We start from the raw sequence: 24,224 nt of genomic DNA, 5'->3' as shown, positions 1-24,224 counted from the left end.
GGTGTCTACCAAACAGGGGTCAGGTCCCAGCGCTGGCCGGTACTCAATCCATCCATTCGCCCACGCGGTGCGAAGCCTCGTCCTAGCTACCACGCGACCCCGCAGAATCAAGACTCCGATAATGATAAACACTAAGGCACTAGCCCCAGTGATAAGGCTGGCTATCGGAATTTTCCCAATCGTTCCCTCAGCTCCGGGAAACAGGACCGAAATTAAGAGCGCGTGAGCCACCGAGAAAAGTAGTGCCGAACCGCCAATGAAGGTGAGAATAAAGCCAACGACAATTGTGCCGACGTTGGATTGACCGATGGGAGCTCCGACGCTATCAATAGCCTCGCGGATGCCGCTGCGATCCGTGTCTGGGTTAGGCTGCTGGTCATGGTCCTTCAAGGCCTTAGGCGCGAGGGACTCTGCGCTAGTTGAAGGAAGCTTCAACGGAGTGCGGGGAAGCTGCATGGGCGAGTGAGTCATGGGTCACAGCTTAATGGTCCTCACTCCCATTTTTTCAGTGACCTTGGGCGGCTGGGGACTAGCCCCCAAAGGAAGGCACCTAAACTCAATCGGGGAGAGCTAGCGCACCCAACGTTGTTCAGCGAATTGGAGCACGGCATCAACTTGGCCGCTGGTAAGACCGCTGGATAGTTCCGCCTCCGAACTTGATCCATCAGCACGGTAAGCCGCGACGGTCCATCCATTATTGTGCGCGGTATCCACGGTGGCTAACCGGGAGCCCTCAGCGAGCGCGGCGCCCCGTGATCTCAGCCAGTTCGGATTGCCAGCGCGGAACTCACCGGACATTGCGTTCACTAGAGAGCCGTCTGGCTGCAGGATCATTAATGGCGCCGAGTAATAGAAATAGGTCCGCTTACGGTCATCGGGGCCCTCGGTTTCGCTGCGTAAGTACAGAAGCTCGCCAATAAGAGCGGGCCGGTATTCCACCCAGCCGTTGCGCCATGCAGTGCGCAAACGCCGCGCGTTTCCGACTTCCTTGAGAATATTCCGTAAACCAATAACGAAAAACATCAGGCTGACGAAACAAATAATGACTGGGATAAGCGCAAATATGCCTACGTCTGAGTAGCTGGTTCGAGGAACAACAGTGCCAACGAAGAACGAAAACGACATGGTGCACATAAGCAGCCCAACCATACCGATAAATGCCCAGACAGAGACGTTACCAAACGTGAGGCGCCCAGGCAGTGGCCCAGCCGCCTCGATGACCTCGCGGAACCCTGAACTATCTATTCGCGGGTTCGGCTGAGCATCGTGGGCGCGCTGTTCTTTCGGAGCAAGCCGGGGTGTGGCGTTTAGACTAATTCCACACTGCGTCCGCGGAAGCTGTAGGGGAGTATGGTCCATGGGCCACAGTGTAGCGTCAATCACACTCCGCCACCGAGTGCTAAACGCTTAGTGCTCGGCGCGGGAGCCGCGAATCGATTGCTCTACCAAGGAGAGCACCTGCTCTAGATTTTTTGTGTCTCCCAGCGCAAGGCGGTTGATAAAACCGTCCATGAAAGTCTCCAGATATGTCACGAGGGTATCGATGGAGACGTCATCGCGCAGACGACCCTTTTCGGCGTTGGACTCCAAGCGGGCGCGGACTGCCTTATCCAGAACTTCCTGTTCCTCGTGCCACCGAGCGGCGAAAGACGGATCGGTGCGCAGCATCGAGGTAACGGCCAGACGTGTGGCCAACCAGTCGTGGCGCTCAGGGTGCCGCAGCATTTCGCTCATAACCTCGACCAGACCGTTGTTTGCCACGACCTCGGCCTCGCGGGCCGCGTCTTCCCGGGCCAGGGCCAAAAAGAGAGACTCTTTATCGCCGAAGTGGTGAAAGATAGCCCCGCGCGATTTACCCGTGGCTTCTTCAAGGCGGCGGACTGTAGCACCGTCATAGCCGTGCTCTGCGAAGCATTTTCGTGCCCCAACCAGGATGTCGTTGCGGCGGCGATGAAGTTCGGAGTCGCTCATAATCGGCATGGCTGGAATCTCGCTCCTTAAAGCACAGCGGTGGATAGACAGGTGATGAAAGTACGTAGAGGTTAGGAAATAGAAAAGGCCAGCCAGCACTCGTTGTTGCTAGCTGGCCTTTTGCCTAGTTATGCGGGGCTATCCGTTGCCGGCGTCCCCGCATGGGGTGCAAGGCTGGTTTAGGCCTTGACCATCTGGCGCAGAACGAACTGCAGAATGCCGCCGTGGCGGTAGTAGTCGGCCTCACCAGGCGTATCGATGCGAACCTTGGCATCGAACTCAACGGCCTCGCCGGATTCCTTGGTGGCGGTCACGTGAACCGTCTTCGGAATGCCGCCCTCGTTAAGAGCCTCAATTCCCTCGATATCGAAGGTCTCGGTGCCGTCCAGGCCCAGGGACTCGTGGGACTCGCCCTCTGGGAACTGCAGCGGGATGACGCCCATACCAATGAGGTTCGAGCGGTGAATGCGCTCGAAGGACTCAGTGATGACAGCCTTCACGCCAAGCAGGTTGGTGCCCTTAGCAGCCCAGTCGCGGGAGGAACCGGTGCCGTACTCCTTGCCAGCAAGGACAACCAGCGGGATGTTGGCTGCCTTGTAGTTCTCGCAGGCGTCGAAGATGAAGGCCTGCGGTGCGCCCTCCTGGGTGAAGTCACGGGTGTAGCCACCGGCGACGTCGACCAGCTGGTTCTGGAGGCGGATGTTGGCGAAGGTACCGCGCATCATGACCTCGTGGTTACCGCGACGGGAACCCAGGGAGTTGTAGTCCTGGCGCTCCACACCGTTGGCATCCAGGTACTGAGCCGCCGGGGTACCCGGCTTGATGGAGGAAGCGGGGGAGATGTGGTCGGTGGTTACGGAGTCACCGAGCTTAGCCAGAACGCGAGCGCCCTTGATGTCCTGAACCGGTTCCGGCTCAGTCGGCATGCCGTCGAAGTACGGTGCCTTGCGGATGTAGGTGGAGTCCTCATTCCACTTGAAGGTCTCACCCTCCGGGACATCGAGGCTGCGCCATGCGTCATCGCCCTTGAACACGTCAGCGTAGTCTGCCTCGTAGAGCTCACGGGAGATGGCCTGCTGGATGGTGTCTTCGATCTCCTGCGGGGAAGGCCAGATGTTCTTCAGGAAGACATCGTTGCCATCCTGATCCTGGCCCAGCGGCTGGGTCTCGAAATCGAAGTCCATGGTGCCGGCAATAGCGTAGGCAATGACCATAATGGGGGATGCCAAGTAGTTCATCTTGACGTCCGGGGAGATGCGGCCCTCGAAGTTACGGTTACCGGACAGCACCGCGGTAGCAGCCAGATCATGCTCGTTGATGGCGTTGGAGATTTCCTCCGGTAGCGGGCCGGAGTTACCGATACAGGTGGTGCAGCCGAAGCCGGAGAGGTAGAAGCCAAGCGCCTCCAGATCCTTCCAGAGGTCTGCGCGCTGGAAGTAGCCGTCAACAACCTGGGAACCCGGGGCACAAATGGTCTTGACCCACGGCTTGGACTTCAGGCCCTTTTCGGCCGCCTTGCGGGCGATGAGGCCAGCGCCAACCATGACGGACGGGTTAGAGGTGTTGGTGCAGGAGGTGATGGAAGCGATAGCAACCATGCCGTGGTCCAAGGTGTACTCGCCACCGTTCGGGGAGGTGACGGTAACCGGGTTGGACTGGCGGCCGGAGCCGCCCTTGGCTGCGGACTCGCCTTCGCCTGCGCGGGACTTGTTCAGGCCACCGGTAACGTCGACGAGGGCATTCTCGTCGCCGCCCTCGGAGGTCATGCGCTTTGCCTCGATGGTGGACTCGTCTGCAACAACCTCGCCGGAAGCGTAGGTCGGCAGATCCTTACGGAACTGCTCCTTGGCCTCGGAGAGGAGGATGCGGTCCTGCGGGCGCTTCGGGCCGGCGATGGAGGGCTTAACAGTGGACAGGTCCAGCTCGAGGTACTCGGAGTACTCTGCCTCCGGAGCATCCTGCTCCAGCCACATGCCCTGTGCCTTGGCGTATGCCTCGACGCGGTCGATCTGCTCCTGCGGGCGGCCGGTGAGCTCGAGGTACTTGATGGTCTCCTCGTCGATCGGGAAGATCGCGGCAGTAGAACCGAACTCAGGAGACATGTTGCCGATGGTGGCGCGGTTGGCCAGCGGCACCGACTTCACACCATTGCCGTAGAACTCAACAAACTTCTGAACGACGCCGTGCTGACGCAGCATCTCGGTGATGGTCAGAACCACGTCGGTTGCGGTCACACCGGTCGGAATCTCGCCGGTGAGCTTGAAGCCCACGACGCGCGGGATCAGCATGGACACCGGCTGGCCCAGCATTGCAGCCTCGGCCTCGATGCCGCCGACGCCCCAGCCCAGGATACCCAGACCGTTCTCCATGGTGGTGTGGGAGTCGGTACCGATGCAGGTATCCGGGTAAGCAACACCATCGTTGTCGAAGACAACGCGGGAGAGGTACTCAATGTTGACCTGGTGGACGATACCGGTTCCCGGAGGAACAACGCGGAAGTTGGAGAAGTTCTCAGCACCCCAGCGCAGGAACTGGTAACGCTCCTGGTTGCGCTCGTACTCGATCTCAACGTTCTTCTCTAGAGCTTCGGTGGAGCCAAAGGCTTCGACGATGACGGAGTGATCAATAACCATCTCAGCCGGGTTGAGCGGGTTCACCTGGTCCGGCTTGCCGCCGAGGGCGGAGATAGCCTCACGCATGGTAGCCAGGTCCACCACGCAGGGGACACCGGTGAAGTCCTGCATAAGAACACGGGCCGGGGTGAACTGAATCTCGGTATCCGGCTCAGCGGACGGATCCCAATTCGCCAAAGCGTTGATGTGATCCTTGGTTACGTTCTTCCCGTCCTCGTAGCGCAGCTGGTTCTCAGCCAACACCTTGAGAGAGTAAGGAAGCTTCTCCAGGCCCTCGACTGCGTTGATGTCGAAGTAGTCATAAGACTTACCGTTGACCTCAAGAGTCTTCTTGGCACCGAAGGAGTTCAGGCTTTCAGTCATAAGGAGCTCCATTCCTTGCTTTTGCTTGTGGGTTATCGAACACTGGTCGAAGGTTCATCGAACTTGCCGGCATGCCCTAGCAACCAACTGGGGCCAGGAATTTCGACAGTCTCAGAACGCTAATGTTCCGTATCTATTGTAGATGTAAGAACCCTCGGTCGACACCAGCATAACAGTACGAGCGTTCTGTTTCCTACATTTCGGGGGTAGCGGCGAGTCGCCCACCTCGGCCACGCCGCACGGTTTAGGCTCAGTCGGGACCAACAGAAGGGGGACGCGCCCCCTCAAAGAAATGAGCGCGGCGACCTGTGGTGCCAAGCGGGGCAATCCAGGTTTCAACATGCATGTTGGCTAGAGATTAAGGAGAGGCGAATGATCCCTGCGGGCGTAGACGTTGATGACATCGCCGATCAGCTCTCGGCCGATGGCGTGGCATTCTCCAATCCGGAGCTAGCGCTTGACGACGACCTCCAAGCCCACATCGCAGCCTCCCTCCAGCCCAACCACGGCATTGCTGTCGTAGATGTTTTTCCGGAGAAGATTCCAGATCTCCGCGATCTGGCCACAACCCTTCAAGAACAAACGGGACTTGACACCGTAATTCTTCAGGCGCCGATGCGGGTGTCTGCTGTCAGTAATTCTTATGACCGGGCAGCCCTAGAAGCGGCCGAAGATTCGCTTCCCACTGGACTCGATCAGGTGACCCTGCTTAATGATTTTTATGCCGTTGCAGATCAGTTTTCCGTGCCGTGGTTGTTGATTTTGGCGGTTGTATTTGGCGTGGCGGCGATCGCCGGATGGGTGAGTTTCCGGACAGTCACAAAGAAGGCTGAACCAGTCGGACACTAGGCGCGAGAACGCCGCCGAACACGTGCCGCCCTGCAGTGCAGTGGAGTAGGGAAGTGGCGAAAATCAACCACTAAGCCTTGATTTTTTGGCGGGGGAGTGGTTGCCACTATGCCCGCGAGCGCCAGAGCTAGGAGCGCCATAGGAACCGAGGCAGGCGCCGGGCGGACATTTCCCCTCCTGCGGGAGGGCAAAATCTTCGGCCGGCGAGCGGCCGATCCCAGGGCCGAAGTTGGTGTAGTGAGGCAGGGCTCGCAGGCCAAAGGTCAAGGGAACATCGCGCGCAAATACCGCTTCCTTAAACACCCTCCGAATGGCATGCCTCTAGGGGGTTCAGCCCTAAGGAAAAGGGGCCCTAGGCAAGTCTCGGGACATGACCTAGGGGTTGTTACCCGACAGGTAGAACGGGCGAAGCTCGGTAGCAACGTGAGGAACATCACAATCACACCTTGGTAACAATATCATTGCAGGTTAGGTGCGTCTGTAATGACGTGTGGTCAAGCGTGGCTTATGTGAAAGATGGGGAAAGTGTGCGGGAAGGCGTGTCGGTGACGTATGGTTCACGTATCGACTCACGGGTTGACTATTGCTCCATACGTTCATGGACCAAGCCTTGACTCTCAACTGATTTGTCGCACGGGTATGTGGGGAAGCACGCCACGAGCGAAGGGAACTGTTGAGGTTCACCGCCTGGTGGATGACCGTCGCACCACGATGTTGATGCGCATAGCAGTACTGTTTGCTCGGCGCAGTCGGTATCAGTGTTCAAATTTTTTAGATATCGAAACACCTACCTCCCGAGTGGAAGAGGCTTCATACACTTCATACGCATGCCTTTATTGAGGGCTGCGTCGGCCTGGGTTCCATCGGTTTCCGGTTGGGTGCCAGCCCTGAGGGCTTGCGCATGCGCCACTATTGGCGCGAGGCGCGACCTCTCCATGAGCGCGGCGCCGAGCGAGGAGGAACCGACATAGGACTTATCGCCAGATTCAGGTGTGTGCCCCCTCATCGTCGGATCGCGCAGTCATATTTAAGCGCGCCCTACGCGGAGCAGAACGAGCCCCGTGAGTGTGCAGTCTGACTGGCTTTATAGAGCGGTCCGACTTGATGTTGGTGCACACACGAAACGCTACGCAGTATCGTGTTGCTTTGTGTCAGTGATGGTGCAGCCCAACTTATTCGACCTACATTGTCGTGAAGTCGGCAGTTATCATCTACGGCAACCCGCGTCGGCATACCCCGGTTAGTACCTGGCGCCAGCCTCTTCAGTTTTACTATTCCTTTGGGCGTAACCATCGTCGTAACATCCTGCGGGAAGTCCGAGCCAGCTATGTGTACCTTAACTACCGTTTTGCATGGCTGACTCGTTGCCTGTACCGCTCGATGTCGGGCATGCATGTCTGCATGACAGTTCCAATGAGGTAGGTGCCTAGGAGATAACTCTCGTGGCCACCACATCGTCTTTTGGCTTCCAGCGCTTCAAGGCAGCTTTTGCTGCCATTGCGACCACCGCCGCCTTGTCTACTGCTTCTTCGCTGACCCCTGCAGTGGCGGAGGAGCCTGAGCAGCTCAATATCGAGTCGCTGCTGTCCTCTGATAGTCCATCCATCGCTGATCTCGCCGGCGCCATCGCCCAGATTGAGGAACGTATCGCGCAAGCGGAAGCCGAAATCGGCATCCAGCGTGAAACCGTCAACCGGGCGCTCGTTGATCTCAATGACGCTCGCACCAAGGCAGCTCAGGCTCGCCAGGGAACCACGACGGCTCGCCAGGAGCTTGATAATGCCCAGGCAGACGTCGCCGATGCGCAGTCCAAGCTGGACGAGGTCTCACGCTCTGCCTATCGCCGAGCAAATACCTCTGATGCCGTTTCCCATGCGGCCGGCAAGGATGCTCGCTCGGATATGTTGGAGCGCCAGTCCTACCTCCGCTCGCAATCAGAGAAGCAACAGGCTGTTGTTAGCGATCTGGAAAAGGAGCGCACGGAGAAGGCCAACAAGGAGTCGCAGCTACGCAAGACCCAGCAGTTGGCTGAGGAGCGCGCAGACAAGGCGGCCGACGCCGAGTCCGCTGCACGCGAACAGCTCTCCGCTTCCGAAGCTTCAATTGAAGAATCTGCAGCCGAGCGTGAGGATCTTCTCTCTCAACTCTCATCTCTCCACAAGGCCCTTAATCAAGCCAGGGGTATTGACAAATCCGAAAAGTCAAGCCCAGACGCTGGAACTAACGTCAATGATGGAGCCTTGTCCTTACCGGAGAAGGCCGATACTCAGGACACAACTACGGCTCCAGCCGATGACTCCACAAAGTCGGCCCCAGAGTCCGATTCCGTCCCGGCCACCGGCCCTTCAGCCGCTGAAGCGAAGAACCCTACTTTGCAATCACAACGCTCTACGCCCTCCGTTTCTGCTGAAGACGTGGAAGCGCTCTCGAGCGCTGCAAGCACTGTGGCTAACGATCCGAACGTGCAGGAATTGTCGTCGACAAGCACTGCAAGCTCCGCTGAGGGGGAGCCAACTTCAGGCGGCAGCGGCAGCTCCTTCGGCCCGAGCGGGATCGATGCTGAGACCGTTGCATTGGGCATCGGCGTGGTAGGCACCCTAGCTTCCTTGGTCGCTGCTTCTCAGCCAGGCCACAACAACAGCTTGAGCCAGGACGAGATCGACGCTTTGGTCGAAGGCTCTTCGAAGCTTTTTGCCCTCCAAGGCGAAGGCGCAAGCACCTCGGAGGCAAGCGATTCAGCTTCCGCAACTTCGGATGAAGACGCTCTGGCGTCCGAGGTTTCCGGTGTGCTGGATCCGCTCGACACAACCGATACCGTCACGGATAAGGCTTCCGAGTCACTGGGTGATGCCTCTCGTGAGACAAAGATCGAGACTGTCATTGAGCGTGCGACGTCTCAGGTTGGTGTTCCTTATGCGTGGGGCGGTGGCGATGCAAACGGTCCCACCCAGGGCATTCGTGACGGCGGCGTAGCGGATTCCCACGGTGACTACAACAAGGTCGGCTTTGATTGCTCGGGCCTGGTTCTCTATGCCTTTGCCGGAGTAGGCATTTCCCTGCCGCACTACACCGGCTACCAGTACCAGAAGGGGACCAAGATCGCACCGAGTGAGATGAAGCGTGGTGACCTAATCTTCTACGGCCCAAACGGCAACCAACACGTGGCGATCTACCTCGGCGATGGCACGATGGTTGAAGCCCCGCAGTCTGGTCAAAACGTCAGCATTACCCCTGTGCGCCAAGGCGGCATGGCTCCCTATGCCGTGCGACTGATCTAGCACAGCCCGTTGCTAGACTGGGCTGCATGACTGACACACTGCGTACTGCCCAGGGCAACGCCCACAGCACCGATTCGGTGCCCTCTTCATTCGACGCCCTCCTCGTTCTTTCTTTCGGTGGCCCGGAAGCAAACGAGGAGGTCGTCCCGTTTTTGGAGAACGTTACCCGTGGACGCGGCATTCCGCGCGAGCGTCTCGTAGAAGTAGGGGAGCACTACTTCCACTTCGGCGGTAAAAGCCCACTGAACGAATTGAACCGAGAGATTATTGACAACGTAGCCGCGGAGCTCGAGGCTCGCGGACATAATCTACCGGTCTACTTTGGCAACCGTAACTGGCATCCCTTCGGAACAGAAGCTGTCGAAAAGATGGCTGCCGACGGAGTGCGCAACGTGGCTGTCTTTGCCACCTCGGCGTGGGGCGGCTACAGCGCCTGCCGGCAATACAACGAAGACATCATTGCTTTGCGCAAGTACGTCGAGGACAAGAACTTGCCCACCATGACTTTCACAAAGCTTCGTCAGTTCTTCGATCACCCGAAGTTCGTTGAGGAAATGGCTGCCGCCGTCCGAGACGCTTACGCACAGGTCCCAGAAGACAAGCTGGCTAGCACCCGCATGCTGTTTACTGCTCACTCAGTTCCGACGGCGCACGATGCAGTAGGGGGTGCTGAGGGAGATAAGCACATTTACTCCCGCCAGGTAGCGGAAGCCTCCCGTCTCGTCGCCGAAGCAGCAGGGGTGAAGGACTATGACCTTGTATGGCAGTCACGGTCCGGCAACCCGGCTACTCCGTGGCTAGAGCCGGACATCGTCGACCATACGACGCTCATCCACCAGGAGGACGGTGTCGACAGTGTCGTCGTGTGTCCCATCGGATTCATCTCCGATCATATGGAGGTCATCTGGGACCTCGATTCAGAACTGAAGCAAGCCGCCGAAGAGATGGGTGTTAGCGTCTATCGCACCCGCACCGCGGGGCCAACCGCTCGTTTCGCCTCGCTCATCGTGGACCTCATCGATGAGCTCGAGCAGGGAACTGAGCCCGTTTCTCTCGGAGACGTCACTGTCCAAGGCTGCACCGTTGATGGTGCTCCCTGCGCTGAAGGGTGCTGCGATATTTGGTCGCTGCACAAGCCGCATTAACGCGCGAAATCCGTGAGCGCGTAGGCCACACCAGCCATTCGCGCTTGACGGATGTGGCGCCATAGGCGCAGCAGCTGTGGATCGAGACTGTGGTCCTGGATGCGGTCGGTCACCGTCTCGATGATGGCCGCGACGCGATCAGCGCGCGCAAAAAGTTTCGCCGCGCGCCCCGGTACTGCAGCGGGTAGGCCCGGAGTGTCATAGAAGTCACTGAGAGTTCCCACCGTCAACCGCGGATTGGGGAGAGCATCGCTGCGGTAGCCCAGAGCTTCGATGAGTGCTGCGGACTCATTTGTCGCGGCGCTCAATAGAGCATCAGCCTCGCCCGGACTTAGCCACGCAGGTGAGGGGAGCGCAGCAATTTCCTCAATTACCATCCACTGGGTGGCTCCGTTGGCATAAGAAGGCACCAATACTATATGACGGTCTCTAGCGTTGGTCCGCACCACGATAGCACCAGCCGGGTTTTTAGCCGCTGCACGCGCCGATGCCGAGCCCGCCGGTAGTGCTGGCGCCTCGCCCGGGCCGGAAAGGATGAGTCGCAGGAGTGGCTCACGTTCACCGTCCTCGATAATGGAGCCGGTTTCGCGTCGAAGAAGTGACATAACATCGAGGAAGGGTTCTCCGTTCGCTCCCTGCTGATCCCCGCCTAACTCGCGGAGGGCGTCAAGGAAATCATCGGTGGATTCGTGTCCCCAGAGCCACGCGCCAAGCCAGACGGCGACGTTTTGCACGGGGGACCAGACTTCGGCGCGCATATCCATGGCTGGACAGTGTAGACGATAGGGTAGACCGCTATGAGCTTGAATTCCCGGGACCCTTACGGTGGCGATATTTTCGCCGGACATGCACGCAACAAGAAATCCGAATACCCCGAGGTGCCCGCAGAACCTGGGCTGGTCGTCGAGGTTCGGGGAGACGATTTCGTGGGGGCGGTGATGGGCGTTGACAAGACCGCGTGGGGGCCAGTCGTGCGCCTCGAAGATCGTCACGGTGCCGAGAGAGTATTCAAACTCGTCAAGGGCGGCTTCCTTTTGGAGGGGCAGCCTGTGACGCTGACGAGATACGTCGAGAAGCAGGCGCCCAGAAAGTCGAATTCTGGATCGCGCCGCGTTGAGAACCTCGAGGCGAAAGTAGCCGCGCCATCGCGCATTTGGGTCGAAGGTATCCATGATGCGGCGATCGTGGAGAAGGTCTGGGGGCACGACCTGCGAGTAGAGGGCGTGGTGGTCGAATACCTTGAGGGTCTGGACAACCTCGAGGAACGCCTCGCTGAATTCCAGCCCGGGCCTGGGCGCCGAGTGGGAGTCCTAGCGGATCACCTCGTAGAAGGATCGAAGGAAACGCGGTTGACGCAAACGGTAGGCGAGCACGTGCTCGTGACCGGACATCCTTTCATTGATATCTGGGCAGCCGTCAAACCCGAGCGCCTAGGGCTGCGCGCCTGGCCTGAAGTTCCCTATGGGGAGGACTGGAAGACTGGTATCTGCCGGCGAACGGGCTGGTCCGATCCCAAGGAAGGCTGGAGCCGTGTTTATAATGCCGTAAATTCCTTCCGGGATCTCGATTCCACACTCATCGGCGCTGTAGAACGCCTCGTAGACTTCGTCACGACGCCGGAGCTGCGCAAAGAAGATCTCCTTTAGTTCGAGTTTGCGCGGTCGATGAGATTCACCGCGAGCTGGCATCCGGCGGTTTCCGCTGCCCAGCCTGCCGCCTGTAGGCGCTGGGACATAGCCTGTTTGGAGATACCCAATTCCTCGGCGGCCTCGTTCTGGTTCAACCCTCCGCGCACCAGGGATGTAGCCTCGCGGCCCTCCATCGTGCGCTTATTGAGTACGAAGCCGAGGAGAGCAAAGGCCGCTGCAATATCCTGCGCTTCCTGTGCCCGCCCGCGCTGATCAACCTTGGCGTAGACATGCCCCGCGCGTGCCGATCCCTTCACAGCAGCGGTAGCGACGGCGCGCGTCTCGGCATCTCCCGCGCCCTCGCCCGGGACAACACCGATACCGATGGCCCAGTCACCGTCTGCAAGAAGCGCCATGACGACATCGCAGACCGCGGAAGAGGAGTAGGCAACGGCGCAAATATCTTCGACGCCAAGGACCTCGAATTCACCGATGCCTTCTAGTGTGGAAAGCGCAGCAGCGGAGCGTTGGACCAAATCGGCGCGGCGTACCGAGCGGCCGCGGTAGCGGGCATGGACTGCTAGCACGTTGAGAGACTCCTTCCAGCGAGAAACTACGTTTAGTCTACCCCTTGCGCTTGACCGGTCGCTGCATGCCGGGCTCGAGCGGCAAGCGCGTGTCTAGAATGAGTCCGCCGATTCCGAGTGCAGCGGCGAGGACAAAGCCGATGACCGTGTAGGGGCTTGCCCTACCGGTGAGTGCGTCCCCAAAGAAGACACCGATGGCGGTGGTTGGAATTGAACCGATGAGAGTGGCGATGGAAAACTGCAGGACCGAAATTGGGGTGAGCGCCGCGACATAGTTTAATAAGGAAAAAGGAACTCCCGCGACCATTCGCAGAGAGGCCACGGCCAACCAACCACGGCGGTCAAGGCGCGCGTTGATGGCATAGACCGCCGGGTGTGTGAGGTGCGGGCGAATCCATTCACCAAGCAAGCTGCGGACTATAAGCAGGGAAACAGTGGCTGAGATGGTCAGTGCGACGAGGGAGATGACCAACCCAAGCCACGGACCAAAGAGGAGTCCCGCGGCTAAAGTCCACACCGTACGGGGGATGGGAAACTGCGTGAAGACGATGTAGGCGCCGGTAAAAGCGATGAGAAACCATGGCCCGAGGTGCTGCGACCAAGATCGGAGGGCGGCGAGCGAGGGGACGTCGACAAGCACGGCAAGAAGCACCAGCGCCGTGCCGGTGAGGATTACTGCCACCCAACGCTTCCACGTCCAGCGGCTGCAGCTTAGCCAGGCCGAGCGCGCCAAAGACGTACAAAAGTCACCGACGCTGTGCACCCAACCAGTTTTCATAGGGCTACAAGCTTAATGCGAGAGTGCTCAAAAACCTCATTGAGTCCAAGCATGTCCTCGAGTCGAGGTGTCTGGGTAGGAACTGGGAGTAGTGCGCCAACTTGCTGGCAAGCCCCAATTCAATGCAAGATTCTAGGCTTCCACGGAGGATACTTATCAGCAGTGCGCATCCGCATAGCCCTTGAGGCCTACCCCCTTGTTTACCGTTGGCTAGTTCTTTTGCCACCTTTTTAGTTTGAATGAAATTCGTGCGGAGCGATTTCTTATTTCACCATCTTTCTATCGTGTCAGCCCTGACACCCGCAGTTTCTGGAGTGTAACCATGGACTTTCTTCATAACCTCACGTCCTACATGGACGCAGCTACCTTGCTCGAGGCTTTTGGGCCGTGGGTCATAGGCGGTATCGCCCTTGTCGTGTTCATTGAGTCAGGAGTGCTCTTTCCGTTCCTTCCGGGAGATTCACTCCTAGTGACCGCTGCGATTTTGCGCGATGAGCTTCATGTCTCGCTGTGGCTGCTCATCACGGTGGGCATGGTGGCTGCCATTGCTGGTGATCAAGTGGGCTATTGGATTGGGCACCGCTTTGGGCGTGGCTTGTTTAAACAGGATGCACGGCTTCTCAAGCTGGAGTACCTCATCACCGCGGAAAACTTCTTCCGCAAGCATGGCCCGCTGGCATTGGTGCTGGGACGCTTCGTGCCCATCGTGCGCACCTTTATCCCGGTGGCCGCTGGTACGGCCGAAATGCCCTATAAGAAGTTCATCGGATGGAACGTCAGCGGGGCAGTGGCTTGGGTGCTCTCCATGAACCTAGTCGGCGTCTTCTTGGGAAATATTCCAGGCATTGCCGATTCGATTGAGAAGATCATGCTTCTTATCATCGCGCTGTCTGTGGCGCCCATCCTGATCAAGGGTGTGCACAGCTATGTCGTGTCGAAGAAGAAGTCCACAGTTGTGGTGGAGAAGGAACCAACTGCCGAGACAACCACTAAGGCGCGAGCATAAGGGGGCGCGGGTATAAGAAAGCCCCGTGCTTCACATCATCATCTTCGACGGTGTGAAGCATGGGGCTTCGTTCCGTGCCCGAGGGGGGACTTGAACCCCCACGTCCGTTAATAGGACACTAGCACCTCAAGCTAGCGCGTCTGCCATTCCGCCACCCGGGCTGGGTGTTTGTTCAGCCTCTCGGCTGGGCACTCGCATACTGTATCCCGAATTGGCACAACTACACAAATCAGCACCTCAGGCGATGTTTTTAGACTCATAAAGAGTGCTGAAAACACAACGATGAAACTCGCTGGCCCCTGCTGACTTCCCGCTGCCACTGTCTAGTACAGAAGGCCATTCGCCGGCATGGGTTTTAGCTTTCCGGTACAAATGATCCTATGACTAAGAACACTTCAAATTCCGTTGAGAGCTACGCCACCGATCCCCGTTTCCCGGGCCCTGACCCTTATGCACCGCTGGGAGATGTCCCCGCGTTTACCGTCACGTCCTCCGATATCGAGGGGGGAGCGGAAATCGCAGAGCGCTTCCGCGCTCCTGAGAACATCTCACCACAACTCTCGTGGTCGGATGTACCAGAGGGAACCAAGTCCTTCGCTGTCACATGTTTCGACCCGGATGCTCCAACGGGTTCCGGTTTCTGGCACTGGGCTGCGTTCAATATTCCCGCTGACGTACGTGAGCTTCCTACGGGAGCAGGCTCTGCGGAGGACCTTGGGCATGAAGGTGTCATCAGCTTGCGCGGAGACTCCGGCCAGCGCGTCTATTACGGGCCCCAGCCGCCAGCAGGTCATGCCCCGCACCGCTACCTCTTTGCGGTCCACGCCGTCGACGTTGAGCGCTTAGACATCGACCCGGACGCAACGCCGACAGTCCTTGGATTTAACCTTTTCTTCCACTCGCTCGGCCGAGCGATTACGTGGGGCTGGTACGAGGCCCACTAATACGGCCCATTAAACTCGGCACAATGACTAGGAATTCGGATACCAACCCCACCACCGACGGAGTAGATATCCCCGCCGCCCTGCGCGTGGGCGGTGCTTTCATGTTGCTGGCCGCCGTGTTAGCACTATTCGGGCTCGCATCGATTTTCACTGACGGCTGGGGCGCCACCTTTGAATGGACATGGCGACGCCTCGCCATCGTTGGTGCGGCGCTGCTCGTCGGCGCATTCAGCACCCAACGCCGCGACCAGCGCGGCAGCCGCGAGCAAATCATCGCGCTAGTCCTAGCGCTGGTACTCATCATCGCAAGCCGCGCACTGCCCAGTACTGTCCTCACCACGATGGGGCAGTACGTGGTCTTCCTCTATGCCGTGGCTGCAGGACTGTGCGCGGTCATTATCCGCCGTACACTGCGTTAGGCAAAACGCTTGAAGCGCGGAAACCGATCCGCGCTTCTTTTCTTCGACGAAGCTGAGTCCCTCGAAAGACTCTACGGGGACTTAGTCAATCCATTCCAGACCGGAGCCAACGGCCTCCGAAATAGTGCTGAGGCCGTGCGCGTGAATCTGCTGGGCAATGCCGCGGTGGATATCGCGAATCCAATCCGGTCCACCGTAAATCAGTCCGGTGTAGCCCTGCAGCAGCGAGGCGCCGGCAGTGATACGCTCCCACGCCTGCTCCGGCGTGGAAATTCCGCCCGCCGAAACCAGCACAAGTTTCTCGCCCACGCGGGCGTGAAGGCGCTTAAGCACCTCCAGCGAACGCTCAGCCACCGGGGGACCCGATACGCCACCCGCGCCCATGGCCGCGACCTCGTTGGCCGGGGTACTCAATCCCTCACGGGAAATAGTGGTGTTGGTAGCCACGATTCCAGCCAAGCCCACCTCCACGGCCATATCCGCCACGGCATCAATATCTTCATCGCTGAGATCGGGAGCAATCTTGACCAAGACCGGCGAGGATGTCGATTCCACCACGGCCTCCATGATGGGGCGGAGGGACTCCACTGCCTGTAGGTCACGCAAACCTGGAGTGTTTGGGGAGGACACATTGACCACGACATAATCGGCCAGATCCCCCAGCACAGAGGCGCACTGACGGTAGTCATCCACCGCATGCTCGGCGTCGGTGACCTTGTTCTTGCCAATGTTGATGCCGACGACATCGTTGTAGCGGCGCTTGCGTAGATTACGCGCAGCAGCCAGAGCACCCTCATTGTTAAAGCCCATGCGGTTCAGGATTGCCTTGTCCACCTTGAGCCGGAACAGTCGGGGAGCAGGGTTTCCGGGCTGCGCCTTCGGGGTGATGGTGCCCAGCTCGGCATAACCGAAGCCAACGGGGGTCCAGACATCAGCAGCCGCCGCGTTCTTGTCGAAGCCGGCCGCTAACCCTAGCGGACGGGGGAAGCGCACCCCAAAGACTTCCTGCTCCAATACCGGATCATTAACCGGAACTACCTTTCCCAGCGCGCGATTCAGCGGGCCGCCGGCTTGGAAGATGGCCAGCCCACCGTTGATGATTCCGTGGATACGCTCCGGGTCGAGTTTAAACATTCCCTTCAACGCTGCTTGGTAGGCAGCATGACGGGCGCGGTCAAGAGCGGAGTACTGCATGAAGTGTCCTTAGCTGAGGTTGTGGATGAAGTCATTGAAAGCGGAAGCTAGCGCGGTGATGCGTCGAGTTCCGGATCGCTGATGAACTGGAGGCCCTCACCGGATGCGGAGGCGGTGACGAGGGTGCCGTCGCCAAGCACAGCAAGAGTGCGTGCATCAGCCACAGTGTCCATGGTGCCAACGTTTTCTGGGACGCCCGCAGAAACGGTATAGGCCTCGAGGAGATTGTTATCGGTGGTGGTTACCCATGCCAGCTTCCGGCCAGCATCCCACGCCACGCCCCATGGAGTGCCGTCGGTGTTGCCGTACTGGTGCAGGCGAATAACGTCGCTGGCGGTGTAGATAGCCACGCGTTTGCCCACGGTGTCCGATGCCACGACTACGGCCCCTTCGCCGCCGGCGATCTGGCCTACGCCCTGGCCTACGCGCAGACGCCCGCCCGCACGGTCCTTTTCCCAATCGAGAGATTGAATGGTCGAGTCCTCCCTTAAGACGCGGACGATCCCGTCCGCACCATCAGAAACGGGAACGGAAATGAGCTGATCCGAACCGGCCTCCACGGTGATGCCGGTGCTGCGATCCCCGTCGCGGTACACACCGATGGTTGTTGAGTCCTTCGAACCAACGAATACTTCACCGCTGGAAGCCTCCGCGGCCACCGTTACTGGTTGCTCCTCATCCACTGCCAATTCCTGAGGGGAATCCGGCTGAGACGGATTAATAAGCAAGACTTTATCCCCACAGGCGAGGAGGAAATGCTTGTCAGAAGCGGTGAGGTCGCCGCACTTCTGATCGACGGAAATCTCCGTGGCTTTTTCTTCCTCAAAGTCCGCGGCCAAACCTACAGCGAGGGAGTCCTCGGTGCGCACGGCGAGAGTATCACCCACCGCCGCGAGGTCAGTCACGGCAGCGTATGGCACAACGGTGCCCACTGGCTTCGATGATTCTGGGGAAGAAGCAGGTTCGGCCTTGCCATAGACTGCCGAGTTGGGGTCTCCGCCAACCCCTTCCGTGGGATTGCAGGCGGCAAGAGCGCATGTGCTGACAAGAAGGGCAGAAGAAAGCAGGACTCGACGCATTTTCACGATCCCTCATCCTAGCAGTCAGCGTGGTGGAAACCGGAAGCCATGGACCGCGCTAGTAGGCTGTCGCGGGTGACTACAACAGCTACAACTGAAGCCATGACATGGGTACAGGTCATCGTTTTGTCTCTTGTCCAAGGCCTCACCGAATTCCTGCCCGTGAGCTCTTCGGGGCACTTACGCATCGTCTCCACGCTCTTTTGGGGGCAGGACGCCGGCGCCTCCTTTACTGCCGTCATTCAGCTCGGCACTGAGCTGGCAGTGATTGTGTACTTCGCGGGAATGATCTGGCAGATCCTCAAAGGGTGGTTCGTAGGTCTCGTGCACAAGGAGCAGCGTGGCCAGGACTACCGCATGGGGTGGATGGTCATCGTCGGCTCAATCCCGATTGGCATCCTAGGCGTCCTGGGCAAGGACCTGATCAGGGATAACTTGCGCAACCTGTGGATTACAGCGTCCATGCTCGTGCTGTTCTCCTTTGTCTTCATCATCGCCGAGAGGGTGGGTAAAAAGGAGCGCAGCTTCGAGGAACTGACGATGCGCGATGCCATCGTCATGGGCCTGTGCCAGTGCTTGGCCCTCATCCCAGGTGTCTCACGCTCAGGAGGCACGATTTCGGGTGGCCTCTTTTTGGGCTTGGATCGCGAGGTAGCGACGCGCTTTAGCTTCCTCCTGGCCATTCCTGCGGTTATGGCTTCAGGCCTGTTTTCGCTTGGCGACGCCTTCGGCCCCACCGTGGGGCAGTCTGCTACCGGCGCCCAACTGCTCGTCGGCACGCTCATAGCGTTCGTCGTCGGCTATGCGTCTATCGCGTGGCTGCTGAAGTTCGTGGGTAGCCATTCCTTCGAGTGGTTTGCGGCCTACCGCATCCCTGTCGGGCTCCTCGTCATGCTCTTGCTGGGCCTCGGCGTGCTCGCCCCTTAATAGCCGGGCATGAGCCAGTTGCGGAGTCAGTACGCGTTAGGATGGTGCCCATGCAATCTTGGCCTGTCCCGCACATCGATTCCGTCCCTGGCACCCCGACGCCGCTTCACCTCTATGATTCCGCTGATGAAGCGGTAAAGAAACTCGACATCAGTGGGGAGACTGCCACCATGTACGTCTGTGGCATCACCCCATATGATTCGACCCACCTGGGCCACGCTGCGACCTATCTCACCTTTGATCTGATTTACCGCCAGTTGCTAGACAACGGCTACAAGGTGAATTACGCCCAGAACATCACCGATGTGGATGATCCGCTCTTCGAGCGCGCCGAGCGCGATGGTGTGGATTGGCGAGAGCTGGGTACCTCCCAAATCAACCTTTTCCGCTCAGATATGGAGCTACTCTCCGTGTTTCCTCCGCAGCACTTCGTTGGGGCGATGGAAGCCATCGATGAGATCACGGAAATGGTGCAGGCGCTTCTCGACGCAGGTGCGGCCTATGTCGTCGATGACCCCGACTATCCGGACGTCTACGCATCCATCGAGGCCACAAAGAACTTCGGCTATGAATCGAATTATTCCCGCGAGCAGATGGAGACCTTCTTTGCCGAGCGCGGCGGTGACCCAGAACGCCCTGGTAAGCGCGATCCTTTGGATGCGCTCATTTGGCGTGCTCACCGCGAAGGCGAGCCGGCATGGGAATCTCCTTTCGGGCCGGGCCGTCCCGGCTGGCACATTGAGTGCTCAGCCATCGCGACCAACCGGCTCGGCTCCAGCTTCGATATCCAGGGTGGCGGTTCGGATCTTAAGTTTCCGCACCACGAATTCTCTGCCGCCCATGCGGAGGCCGCTCTTGGGGTAGAGCGCATGGCCCAGTCCTATGTGCACACCGGCATGATTGGCTTGGAGGGCACCAAGATGTCCAAGTCCTTGGGCAACCTGGTCTTCGTCCACAAGCTTGTGGAGGCAGGCGTTGATCCCTCGGCGATTCGCCTTGGAGTATTCTCCGGCCACTACCGTGAGGACCGGGACTGGTCTGACGAGGTCCTGCACACCGCGCAGGAGCGTTTGGAGCGCTGGCGCGCGGCCTCCCGAAACCCTGGCACGGTGGAAGAGATCAAGGAAGTTGTCCACAACGTGCGCCTAGCGTTGGCGGAGGATTTGGATACCCAGCGCGCTATTGCGGTTCTTGATCAGTGGGCTGAGCAGGCTTTAGGGGCAGCGGAAGCTTCCGAAGAAGCATCTGATGTGCTCCGGACTGCAGTTAATTCATTGCTGGGCGTGCGCCTCTAGGAAACTTCAGGCATGATTTAGCTCATGACGATTCGTGCAGAATTCCAGCCCACCGTTGATGAGTTCATGTCCAACCTGCAGTCCTTCGCTACCGGGGATTACCTCAAGGAAGAGGAGAAGGAATTCTGGGAGGCGCCGTTTGATGCTGCGGTGCTCCCAGACCTCCGCTCCATCTTGGAGTCCTTCCTCGAGGATCTGGATAAACTCCCAGATGATCCAGATGGTGGTCTCCTGGGAGCTGCGGTGCGGCCTTCCGTCGAGAAGCTCGCAGCTTTCAACCGCAAGAATGCCGACGCTGTACTTGAGCCGGAAGAGAAGGAGGAGCTAACCGAGCTTATTCACTCCGCCTCTGCAGCAACTGGTGCAGATGATGAAGCCCTCGCGCAGCTACCGGAGCTGGATTTCTAATTGACTGATACCGATCAGACAGCACGTATCCGCCGTCCCGCCGCGATCTTCTGGGACATGGACGGCACACTGACCAACTCCGAGCCCCTGTGGGAAGAGGCCACTTTTTATCTCTCTGAAACACTAGGGCGCCGCTTAACACCCACGGAGCGCTTAGCCACGGTTGGCGCTACCTTCGAAGACACACTCAGCATCTGTGCGCACAAAGCAGGAGTTACGCTTCAGCCAGGAGATAACGAACGCTACCGTGCGCTCATGTTCGATTACGTCAGGTCCCTTTTTGCCCAACACCTGGAGATTTTCCCGGGGATTCCCGAGCTGCTCGACGAACTCAAGGGCCTGGGAATGCCGATGATCGTGACCACAAACACGGAACGATATGTGGCTGATTCCGCAATTGCGGCCTTAGGCCGCGAGTACTTCGTCGACACGATTTGCGGTGACGAAGTACCCCAAGGCAAACCTGCCCCCGATATGTATATCGAGGCGGCGCGTCGAGTGGGTGCCGATCCACGGGACTGCCTTGTATTCGAAGACTCTGCGGCAGGTATGCGCGCGGCTGTCGACGCCGGATGCACCGTCATCGGACTGCCGGAGGGAGACCACGTCGCAGTGCCCGAGCAAGCCACCGAAATTACTGACCTCCGGGGCTCTGCTCACCGTCATCTGGAGGGGGCGACGGCGGCCGATGTTCACGAGTGGTTTAGCCGGTTGCGCGCCGACTAGACGTACCGAGTTCAGTTGCGCATCATGTCAGCCGGCTTTGCGTAACTGAGAATTTCGGCCGACTAGCAGAATTTTATGCAGCGGTGTGGAAGAATAAACCACCGTGAAGAATTTTGAGAGCCTATTTGAGGAACTGTCCCAGAAGATCGCCGAACGCCCTGAGGGCTCCGGCACCGTGGAGTCTTTTGACAAAGGGATCCACCATCTGGGCAAGAAGATCATCGAAGAGGCTGGCGAAGTGTGGATCGCCGCGGAATACCAGTCTGATGAAGAGCTCGCTGAGGAGATGTCACAGCTGCTGTACTGGCTCCAGGTTATGGCCCATAAGCGTGGCCTAAAGCTCGAAGACATTTACACCTACCTTTAATCGGCTATAAAGCCGTCCTAGCATTCACCGTAGAAAGCACCACACACTGATGATCAAAATCGCCGTCCCCAACAAGGGATCACTGTCCGAGGCAGCCCTTGAGATCCTCAAGGAAGCCGGCTACAAGGGCCGCGGACACAGTAAATCGCTCAACGTCGTGGACGAGGAGAACGGAGTCGAGTTTTTCTTTCTGCGCCCAAAGGATATCGCTATCTACGTGGCACAAGGCGTCTTGGACTTGGGAATTACTGGTCGAGACTTAGCGCTCGATTCCCGCGCGAAATTCAATGAAGTTCTAGCACTCAATTTTGGCGGCTCGACCTTCCGTTACGCCGCACCAGCAGGGGAGCAGTGGGACGTCGCCAAGCTGCAAGGCAAGCGTATCGCCACGTCCTATCCCAACGTGGTACGCGATCACCTCGCTGCCAATGGAATCGATGCCGAGGTTATCCGCCTTGACGGTGCAGTAGAGATTTCGATTCACCTTGGAGTCGCGGACGTCATTGCCGACGTTGTTTCCACAGGAGCCACCCTCCGCCAGCAGGGGCTTGAACCCTTTGGCGACCCCATCGTGTCCTCGGAGGCCGTGGTGATAAAGCGTGAGGGAGAAGACGTCACCGCTGATGAAAACGTTGTGCTTAGCCGTATTCGAGGAATCCTCAATGCGCGCCACTACGTCATGCTGGACTACAACGTGGCAGAAGAAAAGCTGCCAGACGTCGAGGCAGTGACCCCTGGGCTTACAGGACCGACCATCTCTCCCTTGGCCCGTGAAGGGTGGGTTGCCGTGCGCGTCATGGTGCCCCGCAAACTGGCCAACCAAGTAATGGACAGCCTCGAAGAACTTGGGGCAGAGGCAATTCTTGCCTCGGATCTTCGGATTGCCCGCTTTTAGGGGGAGATTCCAAACATTTTATTCGGGCTCCTAGCTACGATGGGGACTGACCATCATCGTTCTTCGATTTTTATGCAAGGAGTCAGCCCCGATGGCAAAGACAACTAAGAAGGATGCACAAGCAGAGGCCAAGGAGACCAAGGATGTAAAGTCCCAGGTCGAAGAAAAGGCCACCAACAAGTCTTCGAAGTCCGCCTCTAGCAAAAAGACGCGTACTGAGACTGACCTTCTCGGCTCCCTGGAAGTTCCGAACGATGCGTACTATGGCGTTCACACGCTGCGCGCTATCGAGAACTTCCAGATTTCCTACGTGACCATCAATACCATCCCGGATTTCATCCGCGGTATGGTACAGGTCAAGAAGGCAACCGCGATGGCTAACCGCCGTCTGCACGTCCTTCCTAAGAAGAAAGCAGAGGCAATCATCTGGGCTTGTGACCAGATCCTCGAAGAGGGCCGCTGCATGGACCAGTTCCCGCTGGATGTCTTCCAGGGTGGCGCTGGCACCTCGCTCAACATGAACACCAACGAGGTTGTGGCCAACTTGGCGCTCGAGCACCTTGGTGAGGAAAAGGGTGCCTACGACATCATCAACCCGAACGATGATGTCAACATGTCCCAGTCCACCAACGACGCGTACCCGACCGGCTTCCGTCTCGGCATCTACTACGCGATGGAGGACCTCATTGAGCGTATCGACGCGCTGCAGGCTGCGTTCCACGCCAAGGGCAATGAGTTCGTTGACATCCTGAAGATGGGCCGCACCCAGCTGCAGGACGCAGTTCCGATGACCCTGGGTGATGAGTTCAAGGCCTTCGCGCACAACCTGGCCGAAGAGCAGGCCATCTTGCGTGACGCGCAGAAGCGTCTGCTGGAGATCAACCTGGGCGCAACTGCTATCGGCACCGGTGTGAACACCCCGGCCGGCTACCGCCACCAGGTCACCGCTGCGCTGTCCGAGGTCACCGGTTTGGAAATCAAGACCGCCCGCGACCTCATTGAAGCTACCTCTGACTGTGGTGCCTACGTGCTGCTGCACTCCACCATCAAGCGCGCAGCAATGAAGCTGGCCAAGATCTGTAACGACCTTCGCCTGCTGTCTTCTGGTCCGCGCGCTGGTCTTGCAGAGATCAACCTGCCACCGCGCCAGGCTGGCTCCTCCATCATGCCGGGTAAGGTCAACCCGGTTATCCCGGAGGTTGTCAACCAGGTCTGCTTCAAGATTTTCGGTAATGACCACGTCGTGACCATGGCAGCTGAGGCTGGTCAGCTGCAGCTCAACGTCATGGAGCCGGTTATCGGTGAGGCGCTGTTCCAGTCCATCCGCATCATGGGTAATGCCGTCGATACCCTGCGTGAGAAGTGCGTCACGGGCATCACCGCTAACGCTGATGTCTGCCGTGCCTACGTGGAGAACTCCATTGGTATCGTCACCTACCTGAACCCGTTCATCGGCCACCACAACGGTGACATGATTGCTAAGGAGTCCCTCAAGACTGGCAAGGGTGTCAAGGAGCTCGTTCTGGAGAAGGGCCTGCTCGATGAGGAGACCCTTAACAAGGTTCTGTCCGTTGAGAACCTCATGCACCCGGAGTTCCGCGGTCAGCTCTACATCGATGAATAAACCGTCAACAGCACCAGTGTTGTAAATACCCTCTGCTGTTTCGTCCACGCCCGTACTGCCTCACTGAAGGTGGTACGGGCGTTTGGCTGTTTTCAATCCAACTGATGC

At 58.5% G+C, this 24,224-nt stretch carries 22 protein-coding genes, 1 tRNA gene and 1 pseudogene; 14 read left to right on the top strand and 10 right to left on the bottom strand.

Annotated elements, in window-relative coordinates; translation table 11 throughout:
• From HMPREF2743_RS12885 to can, 4 genes and pseudogenes are all read right to left on the bottom strand, one after another.
• Nucleotides 1–471: pseudogene (locus HMPREF2743_RS12885) on the bottom strand (hypothetical protein); the annotation flags it as partial.
• Between the two features lie 99 nt (nt 472–570).
• On the bottom strand, nt 571–1,359 hold the full coding sequence (locus tag HMPREF2743_RS12260) for a hypothetical protein (RefSeq protein ID WP_070529480.1): 789 nt from the start codon (nt 1,357–1,359) through the stop codon (nt 571–573).
• A 48-nt stretch (nt 1,360–1,407) separates the two neighbouring features.
• The gene (locus HMPREF2743_RS12255) at nt 1,408–1,980 is read right to left on the bottom strand and encodes a TetR/AcrR family transcriptional regulator (protein WP_070528335.1); all 573 of its coding nucleotides are present in this window, start codon (nt 1,978–1,980) and stop codon (nt 1,408–1,410) included.
• A 170-nt stretch (nt 1,981–2,150) separates the two neighbouring features.
• The gene (can, locus tag HMPREF2743_RS12250) at nt 2,151–4,967 is read right to left on the bottom strand and encodes an aconitate hydratase (protein WP_210400269.1); all 2,817 of its coding nucleotides are present in this window, start codon (nt 4,965–4,967) and stop codon (nt 2,151–2,153) included.
• Nucleotides 4,968–5,339: 372 nt separating this feature from the next.
• On the opposite strand from can, the gene HMPREF2743_RS12245 reads away from it, so the two are divergent.
• The 3 genes from HMPREF2743_RS12245 (at nt 5,340) to HMPREF2743_RS12235 (ending at nt 10,239) form a co-directional block, all read left to right on the top strand.
• Complete coding sequence (locus HMPREF2743_RS12245) at nt 5,340–5,816, top strand: Rv1476 family membrane protein (RefSeq protein ID WP_070818882.1); 477 nt, start codon at nt 5,340–5,342, stop codon at nt 5,814–5,816.
• Nucleotides 5,817–7,258: 1,442 nt separating this feature from the next.
• Complete coding sequence (locus HMPREF2743_RS12240; protein ID WP_070818881.1) at nt 7,259–9,094, top strand: DIP1281 family NlpC/P60 protein; 1,836 nt, start codon at nt 7,259–7,261, stop codon at nt 9,092–9,094.
• A gap of 26 nt (nt 9,095–9,120) precedes the next feature.
• Entirely contained in the window at nt 9,121–10,239 is a 1,119-nt protein-coding gene (locus tag HMPREF2743_RS12235) for a ferrochelatase (RefSeq protein ID WP_070818880.1), read from the top strand.
• Here the strand turns inward: HMPREF2743_RS12235 and HMPREF2743_RS12230 are convergent.
• Nucleotides 10,236–11,003 (bottom strand): hypothetical protein, encoded by a 768-nt coding sequence (locus HMPREF2743_RS12230; protein WP_070818879.1) that lies wholly within the window; start codon nt 11,001–11,003, stop codon nt 10,236–10,238. The genes HMPREF2743_RS12235 and HMPREF2743_RS12230 overlap by 4 nt on opposite strands.
• A 33-nt stretch (nt 11,004–11,036) precedes the next feature.
• Here HMPREF2743_RS12230 and HMPREF2743_RS12225 point away from each other — a divergent pair, with 33 nt between their 5' ends.
• Nucleotides 11,037–11,885, top strand: coding sequence for a DUF3097 domain-containing protein (locus tag HMPREF2743_RS12225; protein ID WP_070818878.1), 849 nt, complete (start codon nt 11,037–11,039; stop codon nt 11,883–11,885).
• Here HMPREF2743_RS12225 and HMPREF2743_RS12220 read toward each other — a convergent pair.
• Together HMPREF2743_RS12220 and HMPREF2743_RS12215 are read right to left on the bottom strand one after the other, a co-directional pair.
• Entirely contained in the window at nt 11,882–12,454 is a 573-nt protein-coding gene (locus tag HMPREF2743_RS12220) for a MarR family transcriptional regulator (protein ID WP_070528306.1), read from the bottom strand. The genes HMPREF2743_RS12225 and HMPREF2743_RS12220 overlap by 4 nt on opposite strands.
• Nucleotides 12,455–12,491: 37 nt before the next feature.
• Entirely contained in the window at nt 12,492–13,232 is a 741-nt protein-coding gene (locus HMPREF2743_RS12215; RefSeq protein WP_070528304.1) for a TVP38/TMEM64 family protein, read from the bottom strand.
• Nucleotides 13,233–13,554: 322 nt separating this feature from the next.
• On the opposite strand from HMPREF2743_RS12215, the gene HMPREF2743_RS12210 reads away from it, so the two are divergent.
• Nucleotides 13,555–14,238, top strand: a complete 684-nt coding sequence (locus tag HMPREF2743_RS12210; protein ID WP_070818877.1) for a DedA family protein — start codon at nt 13,555–13,557, stop codon at nt 14,236–14,238.
• A 75-nt stretch (nt 14,239–14,313) separates the two neighbouring features.
• On the opposite strand, the gene HMPREF2743_RS12205 is transcribed toward HMPREF2743_RS12210, so the two are convergent.
• Nucleotides 14,314–14,399: transfer RNA gene (locus HMPREF2743_RS12205), tRNA-Leu, on the bottom strand.
• Nucleotides 14,400–14,618: 219 nt separating this feature from the next.
• On the opposite strand from HMPREF2743_RS12205, the gene HMPREF2743_RS12200 reads away from it, so the two are divergent.
• Complete coding sequence (locus tag HMPREF2743_RS12200; protein WP_070528297.1) at nt 14,619–15,182, top strand: YbhB/YbcL family Raf kinase inhibitor-like protein; 564 nt, start codon at nt 14,619–14,621, stop codon at nt 15,180–15,182.
• Nucleotides 15,183–15,205: 23 nt separating this feature from the next.
• Entirely contained in the window at nt 15,206–15,601 is a 396-nt protein-coding gene (locus tag HMPREF2743_RS12195; RefSeq protein ID WP_070528295.1) for a hypothetical protein, read from the top strand.
• A gap of 81 nt (nt 15,602–15,682) precedes the next feature.
• Here the strand turns inward: HMPREF2743_RS12195 and HMPREF2743_RS12190 are convergent, their stop codons facing one another.
• Both HMPREF2743_RS12190 and HMPREF2743_RS12185 read right to left on the bottom strand, forming a co-directional pair.
• Entirely contained in the window at nt 15,683–16,795 is a 1,113-nt protein-coding gene (locus tag HMPREF2743_RS12190) for a quinone-dependent dihydroorotate dehydrogenase (protein ID WP_070528293.1), read from the bottom strand.
• A 47-nt stretch (nt 16,796–16,842) separates the two neighbouring features.
• Nucleotides 16,843–17,700 carry a hypothetical protein gene (locus HMPREF2743_RS12185; protein WP_246824504.1) on the bottom strand — a complete coding sequence of 286 codons (858 nt, stop codon included), beginning with the start codon at nt 17,698–17,700 and terminating at the stop codon, nt 16,843–16,845.
• A 249-nt stretch (nt 17,701–17,949) separates the two neighbouring features.
• Here HMPREF2743_RS12185 and HMPREF2743_RS12180 point away from each other — a divergent pair, with 249 nt between their 5' ends.
• The 7 genes from HMPREF2743_RS12180 to aspA all read left to right on the top strand — a co-directional run bounded on the left by HMPREF2743_RS12180 (nt 17,950) and on the right by aspA (nt 24,116).
• Entirely contained in the window at nt 17,950–18,801 is an 852-nt protein-coding gene (locus HMPREF2743_RS12180; protein WP_210383647.1) for an undecaprenyl-diphosphate phosphatase, read from the top strand.
• A gap of 50 nt (nt 18,802–18,851) precedes the next feature.
• Nucleotides 18,852–20,096 (top strand): cysteine--1-D-myo-inosityl 2-amino-2-deoxy-alpha-D-glucopyranoside ligase, encoded by a 1,245-nt coding sequence (gene mshC, locus HMPREF2743_RS12175; RefSeq protein WP_070818876.1) that lies wholly within the window; start codon nt 18,852–18,854, stop codon nt 20,094–20,096.
• Between the two features lie 24 nt (nt 20,097–20,120).
• Complete coding sequence (locus HMPREF2743_RS12170; protein ID WP_070744103.1) at nt 20,121–20,504, top strand: hypothetical protein; 384 nt, start codon at nt 20,121–20,123, stop codon at nt 20,502–20,504.
• Nucleotides 20,505–21,230 (top strand): HAD family hydrolase, encoded by a 726-nt coding sequence (locus tag HMPREF2743_RS12165; protein ID WP_070744105.1) that lies wholly within the window; start codon nt 20,505–20,507, stop codon nt 21,228–21,230.
• Between the two features lie 103 nt (nt 21,231–21,333).
• The gene (locus tag HMPREF2743_RS12160; protein WP_070520541.1) at nt 21,334–21,597 is read left to right on the top strand and encodes a phosphoribosyl-ATP diphosphatase; all 264 of its coding nucleotides are present in this window, start codon (nt 21,334–21,336) and stop codon (nt 21,595–21,597) included.
• Between the two features lie 49 nt (nt 21,598–21,646).
• On the top strand, nt 21,647–22,492 hold the full coding sequence (hisG, locus tag HMPREF2743_RS12155; RefSeq protein WP_070520538.1) for an ATP phosphoribosyltransferase: 846 nt from the start codon (nt 21,647–21,649) through the stop codon (nt 22,490–22,492).
• 91 nt (nt 22,493–22,583) lie between these two features.
• Nucleotides 22,584–24,116, top strand: a complete 1,533-nt coding sequence (gene aspA, locus HMPREF2743_RS12150; RefSeq protein ID WP_070528276.1) for an aspartate ammonia-lyase — start codon at nt 22,584–22,586, stop codon at nt 24,114–24,116.
• Nucleotides 24,117–24,224: the final 108 nt, after the last annotated feature.

Origin of the sequence: Corynebacterium sp. HMSC036D02, from assembly GCF_001836165.1 — a bacterium.
Classification (GTDB): domain Bacteria; phylum Actinomycetota; class Actinomycetes; order Mycobacteriales; family Mycobacteriaceae; genus Corynebacterium.
The sequence above is the reverse complement of the archived record's forward strand: the minus strand, read 5'-3'. Positions and strand labels throughout refer to the sequence as shown.